The 22,763-nt window shown below is 68.0% G+C and carries 22 protein-coding genes; 17 read left to right on the top strand and 5 right to left on the bottom strand.

The window, feature by feature from the left end:
- Positions 1-97 precede the first annotated feature (97 nt).
- The 12 genes from ACPUER_RS17240 (at position 98) to iscX (ending at position 9,218) form a co-directional block, all read left to right on the top strand.
- Positions 98-820: a (Fe-S)-binding protein gene (locus tag ACPUER_RS17240; RefSeq protein WP_034183554.1), complete on the top strand. Its 723-nt coding sequence runs from the start codon at positions 98-100 to the stop codon at positions 818-820.
- 35 nt (positions 821-855) lie between these two features.
- Positions 856-2,268 carry a lactate utilization protein B gene (locus tag ACPUER_RS17235; RefSeq protein ID WP_425131658.1) on the top strand — a complete coding sequence of 471 codons (1,413 nt, stop codon included), beginning with the start codon at positions 856-858 and terminating at the stop codon, positions 2,266-2,268.
- A gap of 129 nt (positions 2,269-2,397) precedes the next feature.
- Positions 2,398-2,625, top strand: a complete 228-nt coding sequence (locus tag ACPUER_RS17230) for a hypothetical protein (RefSeq protein ID WP_175961252.1) — start codon at positions 2,398-2,400, stop codon at positions 2,623-2,625.
- Positions 2,626-2,726: 101 nt separating this feature from the next.
- Positions 2,727-3,209, top strand: coding sequence for a low molecular weight protein-tyrosine-phosphatase (locus tag ACPUER_RS17225; RefSeq protein WP_425131657.1), 483 nt, complete (start codon positions 2,727-2,729; stop codon positions 3,207-3,209).
- A gap of 114 nt (positions 3,210-3,323) precedes the next feature.
- Positions 3,324-3,863: a Fe-S cluster assembly transcriptional regulator IscR gene (gene iscR / locus ACPUER_RS17220; RefSeq protein WP_009691731.1), complete on the top strand. Its 540-nt coding sequence runs from the start codon at positions 3,324-3,326 to the stop codon at positions 3,861-3,863.
- Positions 3,864-3,928: 65 nt separating this feature from the next.
- On the top strand, positions 3,929-5,152 hold the full coding sequence (locus ACPUER_RS17215) for an IscS subfamily cysteine desulfurase (RefSeq protein ID WP_175961250.1): 1,224 nt from the start codon (positions 3,929-3,931) through the stop codon (positions 5,150-5,152).
- A 67-nt stretch (positions 5,153-5,219) separates the two neighbouring features.
- Positions 5,220-5,627, top strand: coding sequence for a Fe-S cluster assembly scaffold IscU (iscU, locus tag ACPUER_RS17210; RefSeq protein WP_006481982.1), 408 nt, complete (start codon positions 5,220-5,222; stop codon positions 5,625-5,627).
- Between the two features lie 65 nt (positions 5,628-5,692).
- Positions 5,693-6,016 (top strand): iron-sulfur cluster assembly protein IscA, encoded by a 324-nt coding sequence (iscA, locus tag ACPUER_RS17205; RefSeq protein WP_175961249.1) that lies wholly within the window; start codon positions 5,693-5,695, stop codon positions 6,014-6,016.
- A 94-nt stretch (positions 6,017-6,110) separates the two neighbouring features.
- Positions 6,111-6,638 (top strand): Fe-S protein assembly co-chaperone HscB, encoded by a 528-nt coding sequence (gene hscB / locus ACPUER_RS17200; RefSeq protein WP_175961300.1) that lies wholly within the window; start codon positions 6,111-6,113, stop codon positions 6,636-6,638.
- 54 nt (positions 6,639-6,692) lie between these two features.
- Positions 6,693-8,561 (top strand): Fe-S protein assembly chaperone HscA, encoded by a 1,869-nt coding sequence (gene hscA / locus ACPUER_RS17195; protein ID WP_425131656.1) that lies wholly within the window; start codon positions 6,693-6,695, stop codon positions 8,559-8,561.
- An 88-nt stretch (positions 8,562-8,649) separates the two neighbouring features.
- Positions 8,650-8,991 carry an ISC system 2Fe-2S type ferredoxin gene (gene fdx / locus ACPUER_RS17190; protein ID WP_034183560.1) on the top strand — a complete coding sequence of 114 codons (342 nt, stop codon included), beginning with the start codon at positions 8,650-8,652 and terminating at the stop codon, positions 8,989-8,991.
- Positions 8,992-9,008: 17 nt separating this feature from the next.
- Entirely contained in the window at positions 9,009-9,218 is a 210-nt protein-coding gene (gene iscX / locus ACPUER_RS17185; protein ID WP_021157676.1) for a Fe-S cluster assembly protein IscX, read from the top strand.
- A gap of 123 nt (positions 9,219-9,341) precedes the next feature.
- On the opposite strand, the gene ACPUER_RS17180 is transcribed toward iscX, so the two are convergent.
- The 5 genes from ACPUER_RS17180 to ACPUER_RS17160 all read right to left on the bottom strand — a co-directional run bounded on the left by ACPUER_RS17180 (position 9,342) and on the right by ACPUER_RS17160 (position 16,065).
- Positions 9,342-10,070: a glycine zipper 2TM domain-containing protein gene (locus ACPUER_RS17180; protein WP_425131655.1), complete on the bottom strand. Its 729-nt coding sequence runs from the start codon at positions 10,068-10,070 to the stop codon at positions 9,342-9,344.
- A gap of 346 nt (positions 10,071-10,416) precedes the next feature.
- On the bottom strand, positions 10,417-11,943 hold the full coding sequence (gene lysS, locus ACPUER_RS17175) for a lysine--tRNA ligase (RefSeq protein ID WP_425131654.1): 1,527 nt from the start codon (positions 11,941-11,943) through the stop codon (positions 10,417-10,419).
- Between the two features lie 88 nt (positions 11,944-12,031).
- Positions 12,032-13,136, bottom strand: a protein-coding gene (gene prfB / locus ACPUER_RS17170; RefSeq protein WP_110281339.1) for a peptide chain release factor 2 whose coding sequence is annotated in 2 segments (ribosomal slippage) — positions 12,032-13,054 and positions 13,056-13,136 — 1,104 coding nt in all. Because the reading frame shifts where the segments join, the coding sequence is not laid out codon by codon here.
- A gap of 152 nt (positions 13,137-13,288) precedes the next feature.
- Positions 13,289-14,986, bottom strand: a complete 1,698-nt coding sequence (gene recJ, locus ACPUER_RS17165; RefSeq protein ID WP_425131653.1) for a single-stranded-DNA-specific exonuclease RecJ — start codon at positions 14,984-14,986, stop codon at positions 13,289-13,291.
- Positions 14,987-15,000: 14 nt separating this feature from the next.
- Positions 15,001-16,065 carry a regulator gene (locus ACPUER_RS17160; protein ID WP_310141628.1) on the bottom strand — a complete coding sequence of 355 codons (1,065 nt, stop codon included), beginning with the start codon at positions 16,063-16,065 and terminating at the stop codon, positions 15,001-15,003.
- 162 nt (positions 16,066-16,227) lie between these two features.
- Here ACPUER_RS17160 and ACPUER_RS17155 point away from each other — a divergent pair, with 162 nt between their 5' ends.
- From ACPUER_RS17155 to ACPUER_RS17135, 5 genes are all read left to right on the top strand, one after another.
- Complete coding sequence (locus tag ACPUER_RS17155; protein WP_310141630.1) at positions 16,228-17,481, top strand: lipoprotein-releasing ABC transporter permease subunit; 1,254 nt, start codon at positions 16,228-16,230, stop codon at positions 17,479-17,481.
- Complete coding sequence (gene lolD, locus ACPUER_RS17150; protein ID WP_371287048.1) at positions 17,474-18,232, top strand: lipoprotein-releasing ABC transporter ATP-binding protein LolD; 759 nt, start codon at positions 17,474-17,476, stop codon at positions 18,230-18,232. Before ACPUER_RS17155 ends, lolD begins: the two co-directional genes overlap by 8 nt.
- A 69-nt stretch (positions 18,233-18,301) precedes the next feature.
- The gene (locus tag ACPUER_RS17145) at positions 18,302-19,090 is read left to right on the top strand and encodes a TatD family hydrolase (protein WP_310141634.1); all 789 of its coding nucleotides are present in this window, start codon (positions 18,302-18,304) and stop codon (positions 19,088-19,090) included.
- A gap of 57 nt (positions 19,091-19,147) precedes the next feature.
- Entirely contained in the window at positions 19,148-21,631 is a 2,484-nt protein-coding gene (locus tag ACPUER_RS17140; protein ID WP_425131652.1) for a DNA internalization-related competence protein ComEC/Rec2, read from the top strand.
- A 137-nt stretch (positions 21,632-21,768) separates the two neighbouring features.
- Positions 21,769-22,614: an alpha/beta fold hydrolase gene (locus ACPUER_RS17135; protein WP_425131651.1), complete on the top strand. Its 846-nt coding sequence runs from the start codon at positions 21,769-21,771 to the stop codon at positions 22,612-22,614.
- The last annotated feature ends 149 nt before the right edge of the window (positions 22,615-22,763 follow it).

Below are 22,763 nucleotides of genomic sequence, written 5' to 3'. Positions count from 1 at the left end.
GTCCTCGCTTCGCGCCGCGCGGGCTTGCGCGCAAGCCCGCGTTGGTCTTGCCGGCCAAACGGCGGATAATGAGAGCCGTTTTCTCGAAGGAGCACGTATGCGAGTCGGTTTGTTCGTGACCTGCCTGGTCGATCTGATGCGCCCCGAAATCGGTTTCTCGGCGCTCAAGCTGATTCGCGACGCCGGCTACGAGGTGATCGTGCCGCCCGCGCAAACTTGCTGCGGCCAGCCGGCCTACAACTCCGGCGAGCGCGCGCTGGCGCGCGATCTCGCGGAAAAGACGCTGCGCGAGTTCGAGCAGTTCGATTACGTGGTCGCGCCGTCGGGTTCGTGCGGCGGGATGATCCGCACCCACTACGGCGACCTGTTCCGCGACGACCCCGAACTGATGGGGCGCTACGCGCGGTTTCAGCAGAAAGTCTACGAACTGACCGATTTCCTTGCGAACGTCGCCAAGGTCTCGCTCGAGCCCGGTGAATTCACCGGGCCCGTTACCTATCACGACTCGTGCTCGGGCCTGCGCGAACTCGGCGTGAAGGCGCAGCCGCGCGCGCTGCTCGCGCAGCGCGGCATCGCGGTCACCGAGATGAAGGACTGCGAGCACTGCTGCGGCTTCGGCGGCACGTTCGCGGTCAAGTACGGCGATATTTCGGCGGCCATCGCGGACGAGAAATGCGCGAACGTGCGCGCATCGGGCGCGGGCGCAGTCGTGCTCGGCGATCTCGGCTGCATGCTGAACATCGAAGGGCGGTTGCGCCGCACCGGCGACCGCGACACGCGCGTGCTGCACGTCGCGCAAGTGCTGGCGGGCGACGTCTGACGCCCGGTTCCGCTCATTTTTCCCCCGATACCGCGATGCAAGTCCAATCGATGCATTTCAAGGCGCGCGCCGGCCAGAAGCTGGCCGACCAGCGCCTGCAGCAGAACCTGAAGAAGCTGTCGACGAAGTTCGTGTCCGCGCGCGCCGACGCGATGACCGCGATCGACTTCCCGGCCACGCGCGCCGCGCTCAAGGCGCGCCGCAACCGCGCGCTGGAGAACCTCGACGTGTGGCTCGACGCATTCGAGCGCGAGGCGACGCGGCGCGGCACGACGGTACTGTTTGCCGAAACGACCGCGGATGCCGCGCGGCTCGTGGCCGACATCGCGCGCCGGCACGACGTGAAGAAGGTCATCAAGACCAAGTCGATGGTGTCCGAGGAGATGCGTCTGAACGCGGTGCTCGCGGAGATGGGCGTGCAGTCGGTCGAGACGGATCTCGGCGAATACATCCTGCAGATCAACGACAACGAGCCGCCGAGCCACATCATTGCGCCCGTCGTGCACAAAGACAAGGACGAGATCGCCGACCTGTTCGCGCGCACGCACCATCGCGCGCGGCTCACCGAGATTCCGGACATGACGCGCGAGGCGCGCGAGGTGCTGCGCCCGCATTTCATGTCGGCCGACATGGGCGTGACGGGCGGCAACTTCGTGATTGCCGAGACGGGTTCGGTCGCGATCGTGACGAACGAAGGGAACGAGGGGATGTGCACGGTGATGCCGCGCGTGCATGTCGCGGTGACGGGCATCGAGAAGGTGCTGCCGACGCTCGAGGATCTGGCGACCGCGATGCGCCTGTTGCCGCGCTCGGCAACGGGGCAGAAGACGTCGAACTATTTCTCGCTGCTGACCGGGCCGCGCGGGCCGGGCGACGAGGACGGCCCCGAGCACAACTACGTGGTGCTCGTCGATGGCGGCCGCACGGGCCTGATCGGCGGCGAGTTCCAGGAGATGCTGCGCTGCATCCGCTGCGGCGCGTGCATGAACCACTGCCCGGTTTACCAGAAGGTCGGCGGCCATGCGTACGGCTGGGTCTACCCGGGGCCGATGGGGGCGGTGCTGACGCCGAGCTACGTCGGGCTCGAGCGCACGCTCGACCTGCCGCAGGCCGCGACGCTGTGCGGCGAATGCGACAGCGTGTGCCCCGTCGGGATTCCGTTGTCGCACCTGTTGCGCACGCTGCGCGAGAAGCAGGTCGAGCGGCACCTGCGGCCGTGGCGCGAGCGGGCTGCGCTCGCCGCGTGGGGCTTCGTCGCGCGGCGGCCGACGCTGTACGCGCTGACGACCAAGCTCGCGGTGCGCGTCCTCGAGCGGCTGGGCGGCAACGGCGGCACGCTGCGGCGCCTGCCGATGATGGGCGGCTGGATGGACACGCGCGACATGCCGACGCCGACCGGGCGCACGTTCCGCGAACTGTACGCGGCATCGCAGAGCCATCTCGGCTGAGCACTGTTCATCCGGCGACAACAGTGCGTTCGCTATTTGCATATTTATCTCGATAGATGCGGTCTATAGAATCCTGTCTGTAGTCCCCGGAATCGGGTTTCGGGGAACGAGGTCAAGGAGGTCCGCATCATGAAAAAGACAATATCGATGTACTGGCCGCTGGCAATCGTCGTCCCGCTGGCCGCGGCTGCCTATCTGCATGCGATGGCCGATGCGCCGGCGCGCGGCCCGCTCGCGGTTCACCAGGCGTCTGCCGAACTGGCGCGCGCGGTGTCGTTCGGGCTGGTCGACGACGCGGCGAAGCCGCTGCCGGCGGCATCCGGCGACGTCGTGCTCGCCGTGCCGAAGGCGCTGTAATGCACGGCGCCGTCGCTTTGCGCGGCGGCGCGATTTCGGGCGCCTTTGTATAATGGCGCGTTCTTCTCCCACGCGGTCCGCCGCGGTTTTCCGATAGTGCGATGACTCGCGTTGCGATCTGTTTCGTCTGTCTCGGCAACATCTGCCGTTCGCCCACCGCGGAAGGCGTGATGCGCCATCAGGTCGACGCTGCCGCGCTGGCGGACCGGATCGCGATCGATTCGGCCGGCACCGGCGACTGGCATGTGGGCGAGCCGCCCGATACGCGTGCGCAGGCTGCCGCGCGCAGCCGCGGCTACGACCTGTCGGCGCTGCGCGCGCGGCAGGTGAGTGCGGCGGATTTCGAGCGTTTCGACCTGCTGCTCGCGATGGACGAAGCGAATCTCGCGGAACTGCACCGCCGCTGCCCGGCGCAGCATCGCGACAAGGTGCGCCTGCTGATGGAATTCGCGCCGGGCGCGACCGAAACCGAAGTGTCCGATCCCTATTTCGGCGGCGCACAGGGCTTCGAGCAGGTGCTCGATCAGGTCGAACGCGCGTGCGCGGGCCTGCTGGAGACGCTTCGGGTCCGCACGGAGCGCTGATCGCACGGGATTCAGCGATTTGCGAATACCCTTTCGAAGGCATGGATACTTGACTAAATTCGTCAAATATTTATACTTGACCAAAATCGTCAAGATTGCAGTCCCCTAGACACCATGAGACTCACCACCAAAGGCCGTTTCGCCGTCACGGCGATGATTGACTTGGCACTGCGCCAGGAGCAGGGCCCGGTGACGCTTGCAGGCATCAGCCAGCGCCAGCGGATTTCGCTCTCGTATCTCGAACAGCTGTTCGGCAAGCTGCGCAGGCATGAAATCGTCGAATCCGTGCGCGGCCCGGGCGGCGGCTACAACCTCGCGCGTCGCGCGCAGGACGTCACCGTTGCCGACATCATCATCGCGGTCGATGAGCCGCTCGACGCCACGCAGTGCGGCGGCAAGGGCACGTGCGACGGCTCGAAGCAGCCCGACGGCCATTGCATGACGCACGAGCTGTGGTCGACCCTGAACCAGAAGATGGTCGAATACCTCGATTCCGTGTCGCTGCAGGATCTCGTCGATCAGCAGCGCGCACGCGAGGGCGCGCCCGCGGTGCTGCGCGACCGGCGCACGCCGGAGCCCGTCGCCGCGCCGGCCGAGCCCGTGCGTACGATGCCGCTCGGCCCCAATTCGGTGTTCAACATCGCGAGTTCGTGAGCGCGAAGGCGCCCGCCATACCCCATAACGCACATAGTCCCTGCACAGAATATCCGGAGCGACAGATGACCCAAGAGACTCTCCACCTGCCCATCTATATGGATTACAGCGCGACGACGCCCGTCGATCCGCGCGTGGTCGACAAGATGGTGCCGTACCTGCGCGAGCAGTTCGGCAACCCGGCGTCGCGCAGCCACGCTTATGGCTGGGACGCGGAGCGTGCGGTCGAGGAAGCGCGCGAGCAGGTGGCCGCACTTGTGAACGCGGATCCGCGCGAGATCATCTGGACGTCCGGCGCAACGGAATCGGACAACCTCGCGATCAAGGGTGCCGCGAACTTCTACAAGGGCAAGGGCAAGCACATCATCACGGTGAAGACCGAGCACAAGGCCGTGCTCGATACGTGCCGCGAGCTTGAGCGCGACGGTTTCGAAGTCACCTACCTCGACGTGAGGGATGACGGTCTGATCGACCTCGACGTGTTCAAGGCCGCGCTGCGCCCCGACACGATCCTCGTGTCGGTGATGCACGTGAACAACGAGATCGGCGTGATCCAGGACATCGAGACGATCGGTGAAATCTGCCGCGAGAAGGGCATCATCTTCCACGTCGACGCCGCGCAGTCGACCGGCAAGGTCGTGATCGACCTCGCGAAGCTGAAGGTCGACCTGATGTCGTTCTCGGCGCACAAGACCTACGGCCCGAAGGGCATCGGCGCGCTGTATGTGCGCCGCAAGCCGCGCGTGCGCATCGAGGCGCAGATGCACGGCGGCGGCCATGAGCGCGGGATGCGTTCGGGCACGCTGGCGACGCACCAGATCGTCGGCATGGGCGAAGCGTTCCGCATCGCGCGCGAAGAAATGGCGACCGAGAACGAGCGCGTCCGCATGCTGCGCGACAAGCTGCTGCGCGGCCTGTCGCAAATCGAGGAAACGTACGTGAACGGCGACATGGAGCACCGTGTCCCGCACAACCTCAACATCAGTTTCAACTTCGTCGAAGGCGAGTCGCTGATCATGGCGATCAAGGACGTCGCGGTGTCGTCGGGCTCCGCATGTACGTCGGCGTCGCTGGAGCCGTCGTACGTGCTGCGTGCGCTCGGCCGCAACGACGAGCTCGCACACAGCTCGATCCGCTTCACGGTCGGCCGCTTCACGACGGAGCAGGAAGTCGACTTCGTGGTCAACCTGCTGAACAGCAAGATCGCGAAGCTGCGCGAACTGTCGCCGCTCTGGGAAATGCACCAGGAAGGCATCGATCTGTCGACGATCGAATGGGCCGCACACTGAACACCGCATTGAATGCACCCGCGGGCGGATTGGCGCACGCAGCGTAACGAGTCAAGGAGTCTGAGTCATGTCTTACAGCAACAAGGTTCTGGATCACTACGAAAACCCGCGCAACGTCGGTTCGTTCGCGAAGGACGACGACACGGTCGGCACGGGCATGGTCGGCGCGCCGGCCTGCGGCGACGTGATGAAGCTGCAGATCCGCGTCGGCGCGGACGGCGTGATCGAAGACGCGAAGTTCAAGACCTACGGTTGCGGCTCGGCGATCGCGTCGAGCTCGCTCGTGACCGAATGGGTGAAGGGCAAGACGCTCGACGAGGCGCTGTCGATCAAGAATACGCAGATCGCCGAAGAGCTCGCGCTGCCGCCGGTGAAGATTCACTGCTCGATCCTCGCGGAAGACGCGATCAAGGCAGCCGTGGCCGACTACAAGAAGCGCCACGACACGAAGGAAGGCGATCAGGCAGCGGCCTGAGCGGCATCGAGCGGGCTTCAGACGGAACGCGGCGGGCCCCGGTGGCGTGCCGCGGCAAGGACATCATGGCAATTACACTGACCGAAAAAGCAGCACAGCACGTGCAGAAATACCTCGTCCGTCGCGGCAAGGGTGTTGGCCTGCGGCTTGGCGTTCGCACGACCGGGTGCTCGGGGCTCGCGTACAAGCTCGAGTATGTCGACGAGCTGGCTCCCGAGGATCAGGTGTTCGAGAGCCATGGCGTGAAGGTCGTCGTCGATCCGAAGAGCCTCGCGTATATCGACGGCACCGAGCTCGACTTCGCCCGCGAAGGCCTGAACGAAGGGTTCAAGTTCAACAACCCGAACATGAAGGACGAGTGCGGCTGCGGCGAATCGTTCCGCGTGTGACGCGGATCTCCGCGCGATGCGGGCAAGAGGCGGCACGGGCCGCCTTTTTAATGTGCGGCGTTTGCCGCGCGACGAACCGGAATTGAACGCGACGATGGTCTCGCTGAAAGACAGCCACTTCGACCTGTTTCACCTGCCGGCGCAATTCGCGCTCGACGAGACGGCGCTCGACGCCGCCTATCGGACGGTGCAGACGCAGGTGCATCCGGACCGCTTCGCGGCGGCCGGCGACGCGCAGAAGCGCATCGCGATGCAATGGGCAACCCGCGCGAACGAGGCGTACCGCACGCTGCGCGATCCGCTGAAACGCGCGTCCTATCTGCTGTTGCTGCGCGGCGTCGACATCGGCGCAGAAAACAACACCGCGATGGAACCGGCGTTCCTGATGCAGCAGATGGAGTGGCGCGAGGGCATCGAGGATGCCGCGGCCGCCCGCAACGTCGCCGCACTCGACACGCTGCTCGCCGAGTTGCGCGACGAGAAGCGCGTACGCGTCGAGCGCCTCGGCACGCTGCTCGACAGCGGCGCCGATCAGGCGGCCGCCGAGGCCGTGCGCCAGCTGATGTTCATCGAACGCGTCGCGTCGGAAGTGGGCGCACAGATCGAGCGCCTCGAAACTTAACCGCGTGCCTTGCGGCACGCGCAGCAAACGGGCCGAGCGCCCGAACGAACCAAGATGGCTTTACTGCAAATTTCCGAACCGGGCATGGCGCCGGCGCCGCACCAGCGGCGACTCGCCGTCGGGATCGATCTCGGCACGACGAACTCGCTCGTCGCGGCCGTGCGCAACAGCGTGGCCGAAGTGCTGCCGGACGAAGCGGGCCGCGTGCTGCTGCCGTCGGTGGTCCGTTACCTCGAGAAGGGCGGCCGCCGCATCGGCCACGAAGCGAAAGAGCAGGCCGCGACCGATCCGCGCAACACGATCGTGTCGGTCAAGCGCTTCATGGGCCGCGGCAAGGCCGAGGTCGAAGGCGCGGCGAACGCGCCGTACGAATTCGTCGATGCGCCGGGCATGGTGCAGATCCGTACCGTCGACGGCGTGAAGAGCCCGGTCGAAGTGTCGGCCGAGATTCTCGCGACGCTGCGCTATCGCGCCGAGGATTCGCTCGGCGACGATCTGGTCGGCGCGGTGATCACGGTGCCCGCGTATTTCGACGAAGCGCAGCGCCAGGCGACCAAGGATGCCGCGCGTCTCGCGGGCCTCAACGTGCTGCGCCTGCTGAACGAACCGACTGCCGCGGCGATTGCCTACGGCCTCGACAACGCAGCCGAAGGTCTCTACGCGGTGTATGACCTCGGCGGCGGCACGTTCGACCTGTCGATCCTGAAGCTGACGAAGGGCGTGTTCGAAGTGCTGGCCGCGGGCGGCGATTCCGCACTCGGCGGCGACGACTTCGATCACGCGCTGTTCGGTCAGGTGCTCGCGCAGGCCGGCATCGACGCAAAGACGCTCGCGCCCGAGGACGTGCGCCTGCTGCTCGACCGCGTGCGTGTGCTGAAGGAAACGCTGTCGTCCGCGCCGCACGCGTCGCTCGACGTGACGCTGTCGGGCGGCGCGCACGTCGTGCAGACGATCTCGCACGACACGTTCGCATCGCTCGTCGAGCCGCTCGTGCAGCGCACGCTCACACCGACCCGCAAGGCGCTGCGCGACGCGCAGGTGACGCCGGCCGACATCAAGGGCGTCGTGCTCGTCGGCGGCGCGACGCGCATGCCGGTAATCCGTGACGCGGTCGCGACGTATTTCGGCCAGCCGCCGCTCGTGAACCTCGATCCGGACCAGGTCGTCGCGCTCGGTGCTGCGATCCAGGCCGACTTGCTCGCGGGCAATCGCGGTACCGGCGACGACTGGCTGCTGCTCGACGTGATTCCGCTGTCGCTCGGCGTCGAGACGATGGGCGGCCTCGTCGAAAAGATCATTCCGCGCAACTCGACGATTCCGATCGCTCGTGCACAGGAATTCACGACTTTCAAGGACGGCCAGACCGCGATGGCGATCCACGTCGTGCAGGGCGAGCGCGAGCTCGTCGCCGACTGCCGGTCGCTCGCGCGCTTCGAGCTGCGCGGCATTCCGCCGATGACGGCCGGTGCCGCGCGGATTCGCGTGACCTATCAGGTCGATGCGGACGGCCTGCTGTCGGTGTTCGCACGCGAACAACTGTCGGGCGTCGAGGCGTCGGTGGTCGTGAAGCCGTCGTACGGCCTCGCCGACGACGACATCGCGAAGATGCTCGAGGACAGCTTCAAGACCGCCGAAATCGACATGCGCGCACGCGCGCTGCGCGAAGCGCAGGTCGAGGCCGAGCGGATGCTCGAGGCGACGCAGGCCGCGCTGGCGACCGACGGCGAACTGCTCGATGCGGACGAGCGCACGCAGATCGACGCGCTCGCCGCGGCGCTGCGCGCGGTTGCGCAAGGCGACGATACGAATGCGATCGAAGCGGCGACCAAGGCGCTGGCCGACGGCACCGACGAATTCGCGGCGCGCCGGATGGACAAGAGCATCAAGCGCGCACTGTCGGGCCGCCGGCTCGACGAGATCTGAATTCACGAACTGCGCATCGGCCGGCGACGGCCCGCGCGATAATGAACCGTGCGGCGCCTGTCGCCGCACCCTGACTGACGGAACGGACATGCCTCAACTGGTGGTGCTGCCTCACGTCGAACTGTGCCCGGACGGCGCAGTGATCGACGCGACGCCCGGCAAGAGTATCTGCGACAACCTGCTCGACCACGGAATCGAGATCGAGCATGCATGCGAGAAGTCGTGCGCGTGCACGACGTGCCACGTGGTGATCCGCGAGGGCTTCAACGATCTGGCGCCGTCCGAGGAGGACGAGGACGACCTGCTGGACAAGGCGTGGGGCCTCGAGCCGACGTCGCGCCTGTCGTGCCAGGCGATCGTGAACGAAGATTCGGACCTGGTGGTCGAGATTCCGAAGTACTCGATCAACCATGCGAAGGAAAATCACTGACAAACCGGAGGCAGGCGATGAAATGGACCGATTCGCGCGAAATAGCCATTGCGCTGGCGGACAAGCACCCGGACATCGACCCGCAGCGGATCAACTTCGTCGACCTGCGCCAGTGGGTGCTCGAGCTCGACGGCTTCGACGACGATCCGAAGCATTCCGGCGAGAAGATCCTCGAAGCGATCCAGGCGCACTGGATCGACGAATCGGATTTCGACGACGAAGACTGAGCACGGCGTGCGCCGCAATGGCGCATACGGCCCGAATGAGAAAACGGCTCGTGAGCATATCGCTCACGAGCCGTTTTTGTTGTCAGGTCGCTTGTCCGCGCACGACACGCGGGCAGGGGACGCTTACGCGCCGACCAGCGTGCCGTTCTCGACCCGCACGCGCTGGCCCTGGCCGAACGGCGGCGGGTTGTGGTACGTGAACGTGCGCGTCGCGCCGCTTTCCATCTGCACTTGCACCTGATAGTCGGTTTCCGCGCGTACCTGCTTCTCGACCTGGTTGCCGGCGAGACCGCCGCCGAGCGCGCCGATGATCGTCATCGCGGTGCGGCCGTTACCGTTGCCGAACTGGTTGCCGAGCAGGCCGCCGGCCGCTGCACCGCCAACGGCGCCGATCCCCGAGCTCTGGCCCGGCGTGCGCGTCTGCGTGATTGCGACGACCGTACCGCAGCTCTGGCAGTAGGCCGCCTGTGCGGGCGCCGACGGCTGTTGCGCGTATTGCGGCGGCTGCGGTGCCGGCGTGTGACGGCGGTGCGTGGTCACCGGGCGCGGCGCGGGCTTCGGTTCGGCCTGTGCGATCGCCTTCTGCTGCGCGGCGGCCTGTTCGGCTGCCTGCTGCCGGGCTTGCGCGGCCAGCGCGGCGCTGGCGGCCGCGGCCGTATCGACGGCCGGCTGCGACGCGATCAGCGCGGCCTGGGTCTGGCCGTTCTGTTCGTTGCTGCTGCTGGCCTTCGGGAATACGCCCGTGATCGCCGCCGTCGCTGCAAGGCTGGCGACGATGACGGCGCCGGCTGCAGTGGCGATCAGCGGGTGGAGGCGTTGCTTTTGCGGCGTGGTCTGATTCTGGTTGTCCATTTTTTTCTCCGATGTCGATCCGGATCGGCACGTGGCGCCGGGCCGGATCCCACGCTTCGGGGTCAAGCAGACTTGGCGTTCCGGCGCCTTGTTCTGGTCCCGTGGTCATGCGTGGTGACGCAAAAAGAGTGTCGTCGACCGGCGCGGCGCGCGCCGTATCAAGGTGTAACGAATTGCAGCGGGGCGTGGGCGATCGTTACCGGGAAAACCCGGGGCAGGCCGTCGCGACGAGGGAATAAAACGGGGGAGGATCGCAAGCCGGCGGACGCCGGCTGGCGGGATTTACGCGTCGTTACAAAGCCGATGCGTGCGCGCCACAGGGCGCGGCGCACACGCGGGCAGGCCGTCAGTCTTCGCGGCGCAGATGGGGGAACAGCAGCACGTCGCGGATCGTCGGGCTGTCGGTCAGCAGCATCACGAGACGGTCGATGCCGATCCCGCAGCCGCCGGTCGGGGGCATCCCGTATTCGAGCGCGCGGATGTAGTCGGCGTCGAAGAACATCGCTTCCTCGTCGCCCGCATCCTTCTGCTCGACCTGCTTCTTGAAGCGCGCGGCCTGGTCTTCCGGATCGTTCAGCTCCGAGAAGCCGTTCGCGATCTCGCGACCGGTCATGAACAGCTCGAAACGCTCGGTGATGCCCGGCACCGTATCCGATGCGCGTGCAAGCGGCGACACCTCGACCGGGTAGTCGATGATGAACGTCGGTTCCCAGAGCTGCGCTTCGGCCGTTTCCTCGAACAGCGCGAGCTGCAGTGCGCCGATGCCCGCGTTCAGGAACGCCGGCTGCTTGACGTCGACGCCGAAGCGCTTCAGTTCGGTGCGCAGGTACGCGTCGTCCGACAGCTGGCCGTCGGTGTACTGCGGCGCGTACTTCTGGATCGCCTGCGTGATCGTCAGGCGATGGAACGGCTTCGCGAGGTCGAGCTCGCGGCCCTGATACTGGATCGTCGCGGTGCCGAGCGCGTCGATCGCCGCCTGGCGGATCAGCTGCTCGGTGAAGTCCATCAGCCAGCGGTAGTCGGTGTACGCGGCGTAGAACTCCATCATCGTGAATTCCGGGTTGTGACGCGGCGACACGCCTTCATTCCGGAAATTGCGGTTGATCTCGAACACGCGCTCGAAGCCGCCGACGATCAGGCGCTTCAGGTACAGCTCCGGCGCGATGCGCAGGAACATCTGCATGTCGAGCGCATTGTGATGCGTGACGAACGGCTTCGCGGCCGCGCCGCCCGGGATCGGGTGCAGCATCGGTGTCTCGACTTCCATGAAGTCGGCCGAATCCATGAACTTGCGGATCGACGCGATCGTCTTGGTACGCGCGCGGAACGTGTCGCGCGTTTCCGGCGTGACGATCAGGTCGACGTAGCGCTGGCGGTAGCGCATTTCCTGGTCGGAGAGGCCGTGGAACTTGTCCGGCAGCGGACGCAGCGCCTTCGACAGCAGGCGCAGTTCCTTGCACTGAACCGACAGCTCGCCCTTGTTGGTGCGGAACAGCACGCCGCGCGCGGCGACGATGTCGCCGAGGTCCCACTTCTTGAACGCGTCGTAGGTTTCCGTGCCGACGTCGTTCGGCGTCACGAAGAACTGGATCTGGCCCGACCCGTCCTGCACCGTCGCGAAGCTCGCCTTGCCCATCACGCGCTTGAGCATCATGCGGCCGGCAACCGACACCTCGACCGGGTTCGCTTCGAGCGCGGCCTTGTCCGAGTCGGCGAATTTCACCTGCAGATCGGCAGCGTGGTGCGTCGGCCGGAAGTCGTTCGGGTAGGCGACGCCTTGTTCGCGCAAGGCGCGCAGCTTCTCGCGGCGCTCGGAGATGATCTGGTTTTCGTCCGCTGCGACGGCGGGCTGCGTTTGGGTCGGTTCGGTCATGATGGTCGGAATTCGGAGTGGGTGCGGCAACGCAAACGGGAAGGGCAAGGGCGGCGCGACCTGGCCAGGCCGCGCCGCGCCGCGGCGCTTACACGCCCTGTTTGAGGCTCGCGCTGATGAAGTCGTCGAGATCGCCGTCGAGCACCGCGCGGGTGTTGCTCATTTCGACGTTCGTGCGCAAATCCTTCACGCGGCTCTGGTCGAGCACGTACGAGCGGATCTGGTGGCCCCAGCCCACGTCGGTCTTGCTCGATTCGAGCTTGTCCTGTTCGGCCTGGCGCTTGCGCATCTCGACTTCGTACAGGCGCGACTTCAGCATCGCCATCGCTTCCGCGCGGTTGCGGTGCTGCGAGCGGTCGTTCTGGCACTGCACGACGATGCCGGTCGGCATGTGCGTGATCCGCACGGCCGAGTCGGTCTTGTTGATGTGCTGGCCGCCGGCGCCCGAGGCGCGGTACGTGTCGATGCGCAGGTCGGCCGGGTTGATCTCGACTTCGATCGAGTCGTCGATTTCCGGATACACGAACACCGACGAGAACGACGTGTGGCGGCCGCCCGACGAATCGAACGGCGACTTGCGCACGAGACGGTGGATGCCCGTTTCGGTGCGCAGGAAGCCGTATGCGTATTCGCCCGAGACCTTGACCGTCGCGTTCTTGATGCCGGCGACGTCGCCGTCGGACTCTTCGAGCACCTCGGCCTTGAAGCCCTTGCGTTCGCAGTAGCGCAGGTACTGGCGCAGCAGCATCGACGCCCAGTCGCACGCCTCGGTGCCGCCGGCGCCGGCCTGGATGTCGATGAAGCAGTTGTTCGGGTCGGCCGGGTTCGAGAACATCCGGCGGAACTCGATGTCGCCGACGCGTGCTTCGAGCTTCGCGGCGTCGTCTTCCGATGCGACGAGGGTATCTTCGTCGCCTTCCTCGCGGGCCAGTTCGAACAGGTCGAGCGCGTCGCGCAGGTCGCTATCGAGCGCCGTCAGCGTCGTGACGACGCCTTCGAGCAGCTTCTTCTCGCGGCCGAGTGCCTGGGCGTTCTTCGAATCGTTCCAGACGTTCGGGTCTTCGAGTTCCTTGTTGACTTCGATCAGACGCGCAGCTTTGGCGTCGTAGTCAAAGATACCCCCGGAGCTCGCCCGCGCGGTTGCGCAGGTCGAGCAGGGAGCTTTCGATCGCGTTGAGACGTTCCGCTTCCATGATCGTTCGCTTTTCTTGCTTCGTAAAAAAGCGGAATTATAGCCGATCGGCAGGGTTGCCCGGTGACGCGAACGGTGCTCGCACGCGTGCCGCGGCCCCGTCCGGTGCGGCGTGCACGCATCGGCGGGCACCGCGGGCCGGGCGGCCCGCGCTCAGCCGGCCGCGTGTTCGACGATCAACTGGACGCGCGTGACGCCGTTCCACGTGTCGGCGACGAGGCGATACGCGATCAGCGCGCTCGCCGGCAGCGGCTCGGTGTGGTTGAACCAGATCGCGTTGAAGCGCTGGCGGCCGCGTGCAAGCTGCAGCTTCAGGTGTTTTTCCTTCACGAGCGATTGCGACACGACGTCGAATTCGCCCGAGAAAAGCGGGGCCGGAAAACCTTGCCCCCAGACGGCTTCGTCGAGCAGCCCGACGAACTGCGGCGTGAAGTATGCGTCCTCGAGTTCGCCGTCGGTCTCGATCACGCGGGCGAGCGCGTCGTCGGACAGCCATTCGCGCGCGACGGCCTCGAACGCGGCCGCGAAGCGCGGCACGTTCTCGGTATCGAGCGTGAGGCCGGCCGCCATCGCATGGCCGCCGAACGCGACGATCAGGTCCGGTTCGCGTTTCGACACGAGGTCGAGCGCGTCGCGCAGGTGGAAGCCGGCGATCGACCGGCCCGATCCCTTGACCCGCTTGCCTTCGTCGTCCGCGTGCGCGAACGTGAACGACGGGCGGTGGAATTTTTCCTTGAGCCGCCCGGCGACGATGCCGATCACGCCCTGGTGCCATTCGGGGTTGAACAGCGTGATCGTGCACGCGTCGGCCGGGTCGACGTCGGCGAGATCGGCGAGCGCCTGCTGCTGCATGCCGGCCTCGATCTCGCGGCGCTCGCGGTTCATCACGTCGAGCTGCTGCGCGAGATCCCACGCGCGGCCGATGTCGTCGGTGATCAGGCATTCGATGCCGAGCGACATGTCGGACAGCCGCCCCGCGGCGTTGAGCCGCGGACCGAGGCCGAAGCCGAGGTCGAAGCCCGACGCGGTGCGCGCTTCGCGCGCGGCGGCGCGGAACAGCGCGGCGATGCCCGGCTGCATGCGGCCGTTGCGGATGCGCTGCAGCCCCTGCGCGACGAGCACGCGGTTGTTGCCGTCGAGCCGCACGACGTCGGCGACGGTGCCGAGCGCGACGAGGTCGAGCAGGCCGTCGAGGCGCGGCTCGGCTTCCTTGCTCGCGAATGCGCCGCGGCGGCGCAATTCGGCGCGCAGCGCCAGCAGCACGTAGAACATCACGCCGACGCCGGCGATGTGCTTGCTCGGGAACGCGCAGCCGGGCTGGTTCGGGTTGACGATCGCACGGGCGGCGGGCAGCGCGTCGCCGGGCAGGTGGTGGTCGGTGACGAGCACGTCGATGCCGCGCGCGTTCGCGGCTTCGACGCCCGCGACGCTCGCGATCCCGTTGTCGACTGTGATCAGCAGGTCGGGCTTGCGCACGGCCGCGAGCTCGACGATCTCGGGCGTGAGGCCGTAGCCGTATTCGAAGCGGTTCGGCACCAGGTAGTCGATCTGCGCGCCGAACATCCGCAGGCCGCGTACCGCCACCGCGCACGCGGTCGCGCCGTCGCAGTCGTAGTCGGCGACGACGAGCAGGCGTCGTTGGTCGGCGATCGCGTCGGCGAGCAGCGACGCCGCGTCGGCGCAGCCCTTCAGCTCGGTAGGCGGGACGAGGCGCGCAAGCGCGGTCTCGATGTCGGTCGGGGACTGCACGCCGCGCGACGCATACAGGCGCGCGAGGACGGGATGCAGGCCGTGGCGCGCGAGCACTTCGGCGTCGGCGGGCGCGACGGGGCGGGTAACGATCCGGGTCATTCGGGGTCTGCTTGTTATTCGAACAGGGAGGCGAGCGCACGGCGCCGCCAGAACTTGCGCAGGTCGCCGCGCGTCGCGTGCAGCGTCACGGAGCTCGTATCGCCGCACAGCGTGAATTCGACGCTGGCGAGCGCGCCGTTTTGCAGCGCGGCGAGCACCGGCGCGAACCAGTCGCGCTCGAGCGCGGCGAGCCCGTCGTGCCAGCGCGCCCAGTCCTGTTCGATGAATGGGGTGGTCAACGCCGGGAGTTCGACGAGCGTCGCGCCGTCGCCGGCGGGCAGCGCGCCGAACGCGGCGGGTGGGGCGCCGGCTTCGGCCTGTGCGGCGCGCGCGAGGCCGAGCGCGGCGGGCGACGCGGACAGCACGCGCGCGAACGGCTTGCCGACCGGCTTCAGCGTGCCCTGCGCATGGAACCAGATCGAATTGACGGCCGGCAGGCCACGCGCCTCGCGGGCTTCGTTGACCGGGTGCTGGAACCACGCCATCTGCACTTCGTTCTGCAGTTTCATCCACATCCGCGAGCGTTCGCCCGTGTGCGCCTCGTGCGGCAGCCAGATCTCGATGTTGCGGCCGCTTGCGCGCAGCGGCGCGGCGCCGGCGAGCCGTGCGAGCTGTTCGCTCGACAGGTACCAGCGCGCGGGGTTCGGCGCTTCGAGCCGCACGCCGAGCTCCTCGATCAGCGGCCGCGCGACCGCGAGTAGCGCGGCCGCGTCGCCGTCGTCGAGCGCGAGGGCCGCCGGATCGACGAGCACCAGGTGATCGTGCGCGATTTCGACGTGCACGGGCTCGACGCATGCCCATGCCTGTGCGCCGGGGTCGCCGCCGTCCGCCAGCAACATGTAGGGCGCGAGCGGCGCCTCGTCCGCGGCGTTGCCCTGGGTCGCGCCGAACTGGCGGGCCAGCCAGCGCTCGTGCGGCAGCGTGCGCTGGAAGTCCTCGCCGGCCACGCGCTCGACGAGGCGCGCGCGGGCGAGCAACTTTTCGAGCGCGGGGCTGTCCAGCGTGTGCAGGGACGAGGCCGCATCGGCCGCCGACGGCAGCGCGAACGGAACGAGAAAATGGAGGCGTCGGTCGTGCATGATGGTGCGCATTGTATGGCAAACTGCGCGCGTGATCGGGCCGGCAGACGGCCCGTTCGCGTCCGGCGGCCGTTTTTCGACCGTGCCCGGGCCGGTGGCCGCCGCCGGGCGGCGGTCCGGCCGCGGGGCGCCTTCCCGCCGTAACCAGCAGAAAGGATTCGCTTGAAACTTCCGTACGAATGGCAGATCGGCTGGCGCTATACGCGCGCCGGCAAACGCACGACCGGCAACGGCTTCATTTCCTTCATCGCCCTCGTGTCGATGCTCGGGATCGCGCTTGGCGTCGCGGCGCTGATCGTCGTGCTGTCGGTGATGAACGGCTTCCAGAAGGAAGTGCGCGACCGCATGCTGTCGGTGCTCGCGCACGTCGAGGTGTTCTCGCCGACGGGCTCGATGCCCGACTGGCAACTGACCGCGCAGGAAGCGCGCCGCAATCCGTCGGTGACCGGCGCGGCGCCGTACGTCGACGCGCAGGCGCTGCTCACGCGCCAGGACGCGGTGAGCGGCGTGATGCTGCGCGGCGTCGAGCCGACGCTCGAGCCGCAGGTATCCGACATCGGCAAGGACATGAAGGCCGGGCAGCTCGGTGCGCTCGTGCCGGGCCAGTTCGGCATCGTGCTCGGCGACGCGCTCGCCGGCAACCTCGGCGTGACGGTCGGCGACAAGGTCACGCTGGTCGCGCCCGAAGGCTCGATCACGCCGGCCGGCATGATGCCGCGCCTGAAGCAGTTCACGGTCGTCGGCGTGTTCGAGTCGGGCCACTACGAATACGACAGCACGCTCGCGATGATCAACATCCGCGATGCCGAGGCATTGTTCCGGATGACTGCGCCGACCGGCGTGCGGCTGCGGCTGACGGACATGCAGAAGGCGCCGCAGGTCGCGGTCGAGCTGTCGCATACGCTGTCGGGCAGCCTGTACATCCGCGACTGGACACAGCAGAACAAGACGTGGTTCTCGGCCGTGCAGATCGAGAAGCGGATGATGTTCATCATCCTGACGCTGATCATCGCGGTGGCCGCGTTCAACCTCGTGTCGTCGCTCGTGATGACCGTGACCAACAAGCAGGCCGACATCGCGATCCTGCGCACGCTCGGCGCGCAGCCGGGGTCGATCATGAAGATCTTCGTTGTGCAGGGCGTGACGATCGGCTTCGTCGGCACGGCGTCGGGCGTCGCGCTCGGCTGCCTGATCGCGTGGAGCATCCCTTGGCTGATCCCGATGATCGAGCACCTGTTCGGCGTGCAGTTCCTGCCGCCGTCCGTGTACTTCATCAGCGAGCTGCCGTCCGAACTCGTCGCGAGCGACGTGATCCGGATCGGCCTGATCGCGTTCGCGCTGTCGGCCGTCGCGACGCTCTATCCGAGCTGGCGCGGCGCGAAGGTGAAGCCGGCGGAGGCGCTTCGCTATGAATGACCGCGCAACCGCATTCGCGGATTCAGAACAACACAACAGACAGGATTCGGCAGGTATGCAGGAATACGTGCTTCAGGCGCGCGGGATCACGAAGGCGTTCGTGCAAGGCGGCTTCAACGTGCAGGTGCTCAACAACACCGAGCTGACGGTGCGGCGCGGCGAGAAGCTCGCGGTCGTCGGCGCGTCGGGTTCCGGCAAGAGCACGCTGCTGCATGTGCTGGGCGGGCTCGACGAGCCGAGCGCGGGCGAAGTGTCGCTGCTCGGCAAGCCGTTTACGCAACTCGCCGAACGCGAACGCAACGAATTGCGCAACCGCGCGCTCGGCTTCGTCTACCAGTTCCATCACCTGCTGCCCGAGTTCACCGCGCTAGACAACGTCGCGATGCCGTTGCGCATCCGCCGGATGACGACCGAGGACGCGCGCGCGCAGGCCCAGGCGATGCTCGAACGCGTCGGTCTCGGCCCGCGTGCGAAGCACCGGCCGGGCGAACTGTCGGGCGGCGAGCGGCAGCGTGTCGCGATCGCGCGCGCGCTGGTCACGAAACCCGCGTGCGTGCTCGCCGACGAGCCGACCGGCAACCTCGACGGCACGACGGCGGACACGGTGTTCAACCTGATGCTCGAACTTTCCGAGACGCTCGAAACGAGCTTCGTGATCGTCACGCACGATCCCGATCTCGCCGCGCGCTGCGACCGCATCATGCGGCTGCGCGACGGCGTGCTGCACGAGGAGCCGGCGCTGCCGGTGTAAGCGAACGCCCCTGGCCGGGCCGCCGGGTTCGTCCCGGCGCGGCGCGAGGGGTACAGGAATGATGCCGTCATGTGGATCGATACGCACTGCCATCTCGATGCCGGCGAGTTCGACGCCGACCGTGACGCGGTCGCGCAGGCGGCACGCGCGGCCGGCGTGTCGCGCATCGTGATCCCGAGCATCGGGCGCGATAACTTCACGACGGTGCGCGAACTTGCGCAGCGCACGCCGGGTGCCGTCTATGCGCTCGGCATCCATCCGATGTATACGCCGCACGCGCGCGACGAGGATCTCGACCGGCTGCGCATGGAGATCGAAGCGAGCCTCGACGATCCGCGCTTCGTCGCGATCGGCGAGATCGGCCTCGACTATTTCGTGCCGGGACTCGACGAAGACCGGCAGCAGTTCTTCTACCAGGGGCAGCTGAAGCTGGCGCGCGAATTCGACCTGCCCGTGCTGTGCCACGTGCGCAAGTCGCAGGACCGCGTGCTCGCGGGGCTGCGCCGCTTCGGCGTGCGGCGCGGCATCGCGCATGCATTCAACGGCAGTTTCCAGCAGGCCGAAGCGTATCTCGCGCAGGGGCTGCATCTCGGCTTCGGCGGCAACGTGACATTCACGCGCGCGTTGCAGATCCGCCGGCTTGCGGCGCAATTGCCGCTCGACGCGATCGTCGTCGAGACGGACGCGCCCGACATCGCGCCCGAATGGGCGTACAAATCCCGCAACACGCCCGACCAGGTGCCGCGCATCGGCGACGTGCTCGCCGAACTGCGCGGTCTCGACGCCGGTTCACTCGGCCTATCCACTTCGGCTAACGCGCTCGCCGCGCTGCCGCGACTCGCGCTTTCGTCCGCATAATCGTTGCCGGAAGGCGCCGCATTCGCAATGGCGGCGCCAGGTCGACGAGGAGGCGGGATGCGCGTGTGGTGGATCGCATTCGCGCTCGGCGTCGTCGTGCTGCAGCGGCAGGCGGCGTTACCGGGCGCGATCGCATGGGCAGCCGGTGCGGCCGCGCTTGCCGGTTGCGCGGCGCTGGGAGTGTGGTGCATACGCCGCCGGCGCACGCGCACGGCCGTCGCGCTCGGATGGATGCCGTGCGCGCTCGCGGCCTGCGTGGCGGGGTTCGGTTATGCGGCGGCGCGGGCCGAGTGGCGGCTGCACGACAGCTTGCCCGTCGACTGGGAAGGGCGCGACATCGTCGTCACCGGCGTGATCCGGGGGCTGCCTGTCGTCGACGAGACGGGCGCGCGGCTGCTGCTCGCGGTCGAGTCGAACGATGCGGGGCTGGCCCGTTTTCCGCCATTGGTCCGGCTGTCGTGGCGCGCGTATGGCGCATCCGCGACACGCGATCCGCTCCCCGAACTGCGTGCCGCGCAGCGCTGGCGCTTCGTCGTGCGCCTGAAGCGCCCGCACGCCGAGGCCAATGCCGGCGTGCGCGACAGCGAGGCGGCGTGGCTCGCCGCCGGTATTCGCGCAATCGGTTACGTCAGTGCGCCGCGGCGATCGGTATTGCTCGATGCGCACGCATCGGGTTGGCGTGCATCGATCGACCGCCTGCGCGACGTGCTGCGGGCACGCATCGGCGCGACGCTCGGCGTCGACGCCGGTCATCGCGGCATCGTCGCCGCGCTCGCGATCGGCGACCAGTCCGGCATCGGCGACGACGACTGGCGCGTGCTGCGCAACACGGGTACGAGCCATCTGGTCGCGATCTCCGGCCTGCACGTCGGGCTCGTCGGCGCGATCGCGGGCGGGCTCGTGTCGATGGTCTGGCGTCGCCTGCGCTGGCGTGCGCGGGCCGCGACACTCGTGTTGCCGGCGCCGTATGCGGCATCGCTTGCCGCGCTGGCGGCCGCGGCCGGCTATGCGGCGCTCGCCGGTTTCAACGTGCCGGCGCAGCGTGCGTGGTGGATGATCGCGGCCGGCGGCATCGCGTATCTGGCCGGGCGCAGCGTGCCGACGTCGGCGGTGCTGTGCGCGGCGCTCGGCGGCGTGCTGCTCGCCGATCCGTGGGCCGTGCTGTCGGCCGGGTTCTGGCTGTCGTTCGGGGCGGTCGCCGTCATTCTGCTGACCGTCGCGGGTTGGCGCGCGGCGCGTGAGGTCGACGCGCAAGGCGAGGAGGGCCGCGACACGGCCGGCCTGTCGAGTCGGTTGCGCGCGTGGGGGAGGCGCGCCGCGAGCCGTATCGTGGAAGCCGCGCGCGTGCAGTACGCGGTGACGATCGGTCTCGCACCGCTGACGGCGGCGTGGTTCGCGCAGATTTCGTTGTCGGGCCCATTCGGTAATGCGTTCGCGATTCCCTGGGTGAGCACGGTCGTGACTCCGATCGTGCTGGCCGGCATCGCGTTGCCCGCGCCGCTCGATGCGTATGCATTCCGGCTTGCGCATGCGGCGCTCGAACCGATGATGACGCTGCTCGGGCACCTCGCCGACTGGCCGGCCGGCGTGTTCTGGCTGCGCATGCCCGACTGGCCGGTGCTGGCGCTTGCGTGCGTGGGTGTCGGATGGGCGCTGATGCCGCGCGGCTGGCCGTTGCGCTGGGCGGCGCCGCTCACGTGGCTGCCGCTCGTCGCGCCGGCACCCGATGCGCCGCCGCCGGGCGGCTTCCGGCTGACCGTGCTCGACGTCGGGCAGGGCGCGTCGGTGCTGGTGGAGACTGCGCGCCGAACCTTGCTGTTCGATGCGGGGCCGGGCGCGGAGTCGACGCATGCCGGGGCGCGGATCGTCGCGCCGGCGTTGCGCTCGCGCGGCATCGCGGTGATCGATTCGCTCGTGCTCAGTCACGCGGACGCCGATCACGCGGGCGGCGCGCCGGCCGTCTATGCGGCAGCCGACGTGCGCCAGCTGCTGGCCGGCATTCCATCGAAGAACCGGCTATGGCTCGACGCGACGGCCGCCGGCGTCGCCGACCGGCTGCCGTGCGCGGCCGGGCAGCGCTGGACCTGGGACGGCGTCGTCTTCACGATGCTCTGGCCGTCGGGCGGCCCGGACACGGGCTCGTCGAACGGGCAATCGTGCGTGCTGCGTATCGACGCGGGCGGCACGTCCGCGCTGCTGACGGGCGACATCGAAGCACGCGCCGAACGCCAGCTCGTGGACGCCGCGCGCGACGCGCTGGCCGCGCAGATCCTGGTCGTTCCGCACCACGGTAGCCGCACGTCGTCGGTCGAGCCTTTCCTCGATTCGGTCGGGCCGCGCGTCGCGGTATTTCCTGTAGGCTATCGCAATCGGTTCGGACATCCGCACCGGACCGTCCTCGCGCGCTACGAGGCACGCGGGATTCCGCTGCCGCGCACCGATCGCGACGGCGCCGTGCGGTTCGACGTCGCACCGGCCGACGGCGGGTTTGCATTCGAGCGCTATCGCGATGTACGGCGACGGTACTGGATGGACCGTTGAGCGGGGCGAGGGCCGGTTTATAGAGAATGCATGGGGCCCGCGCAAAGTGCCGGAGCACTGGCCCGATAGAACGCGAAGCACGGGACGGGAGTAAGTGCTGGAGCACATACTCCCGTCGACAAAGGAGACATCGGCGTTTGAAGGACATCCTCCACTTCTCGCATGCGAACGGCTTTCCGGCGTCGACGTACCGGACGATCTTCGCCGAACTGGCCGACGACTACGAACTGCGCTACATCGAGCGGATCGGCCACGACCGCCGCTACCCGGTGACGCGCGACTGGCCGCATCTCGTCGAGCAGCTGCTCGACGACATCGGCAGTCGCTACGAGCGTCCCGTCTGGCTGGTCGGCCATTCGCTCGGCGGCTACCTGTCGCTGATGGCCGCGCTGAAGAAGCCGCAATGGGTGCGCGGCGTCGTGATGATCGATTCGCCGATCATCGCGGGCTGGCGTGCCGGCGCGTTGCGCGCGAGCCAGTGGGCGGGGCTCGACGAGCGGCTGTCGCCGGCCGCCGCGACCCGCAACCGGCGCACGCACTGGGTGAGCCGCGACGAGGCCTGGCGGCATTTCCGCGAGAAGCCCGCGTTCGCGCGCTGGGACGAACGGATGCTGGCCGACTACATCGACTACGGCATTCCGCAGGCCGGTGCCGACGGCGAGCGTGCGCTCGCGTTCGACCGGCAGGTCGAATACCTGATCTACCGGACGCTGCCGCACACGCTCGGCCCGCGGCTCGCGCACGGCGCGCCGGTGCCGATCGGTTTTCTCGCCGGCACGCGTTCGCGCGAGGTGCGGCAGGTCGGGCTCGACGCGACGCGCCGTGCGGCGCGCGGCCGCGTCGAATGGCTCGAGGGCAGCCACCTGTTCCCGATGGAGCGGCCGCTCGAGACCGCCCGTGCATTGCAGCGGATGCTGAATTCGCTGAAGGCGGAAGAGGGCGGGGTGTCGCAGGGCGGCGCGCCGCTCGCGAAGCGCGCCTGACGTGCCGTCCGGCGGCCCGGCATGCGTCGCGGCGCGTGCGGTCGCGCCGACCGGCCGGCCGGTGCGCCCCCGGCGCGCACGGCTGGCGCGGGCCCGCTCGAAAGGGCGCGATCATCGCGTCAGTTGCTGAGAAAAGGGCGGGCTTTACG

This window comes from Burkholderia sp. DN3021, from assembly GCF_049805555.1.
Lineage (GTDB): Bacteria > Pseudomonadota > Gammaproteobacteria > Burkholderiales > Burkholderiaceae > Burkholderia > Burkholderia pyrrocinia_C.
The sequence above is the reverse complement of the archived record's forward strand: the minus strand, read 5'-3'. Positions and strand labels throughout refer to the sequence as shown.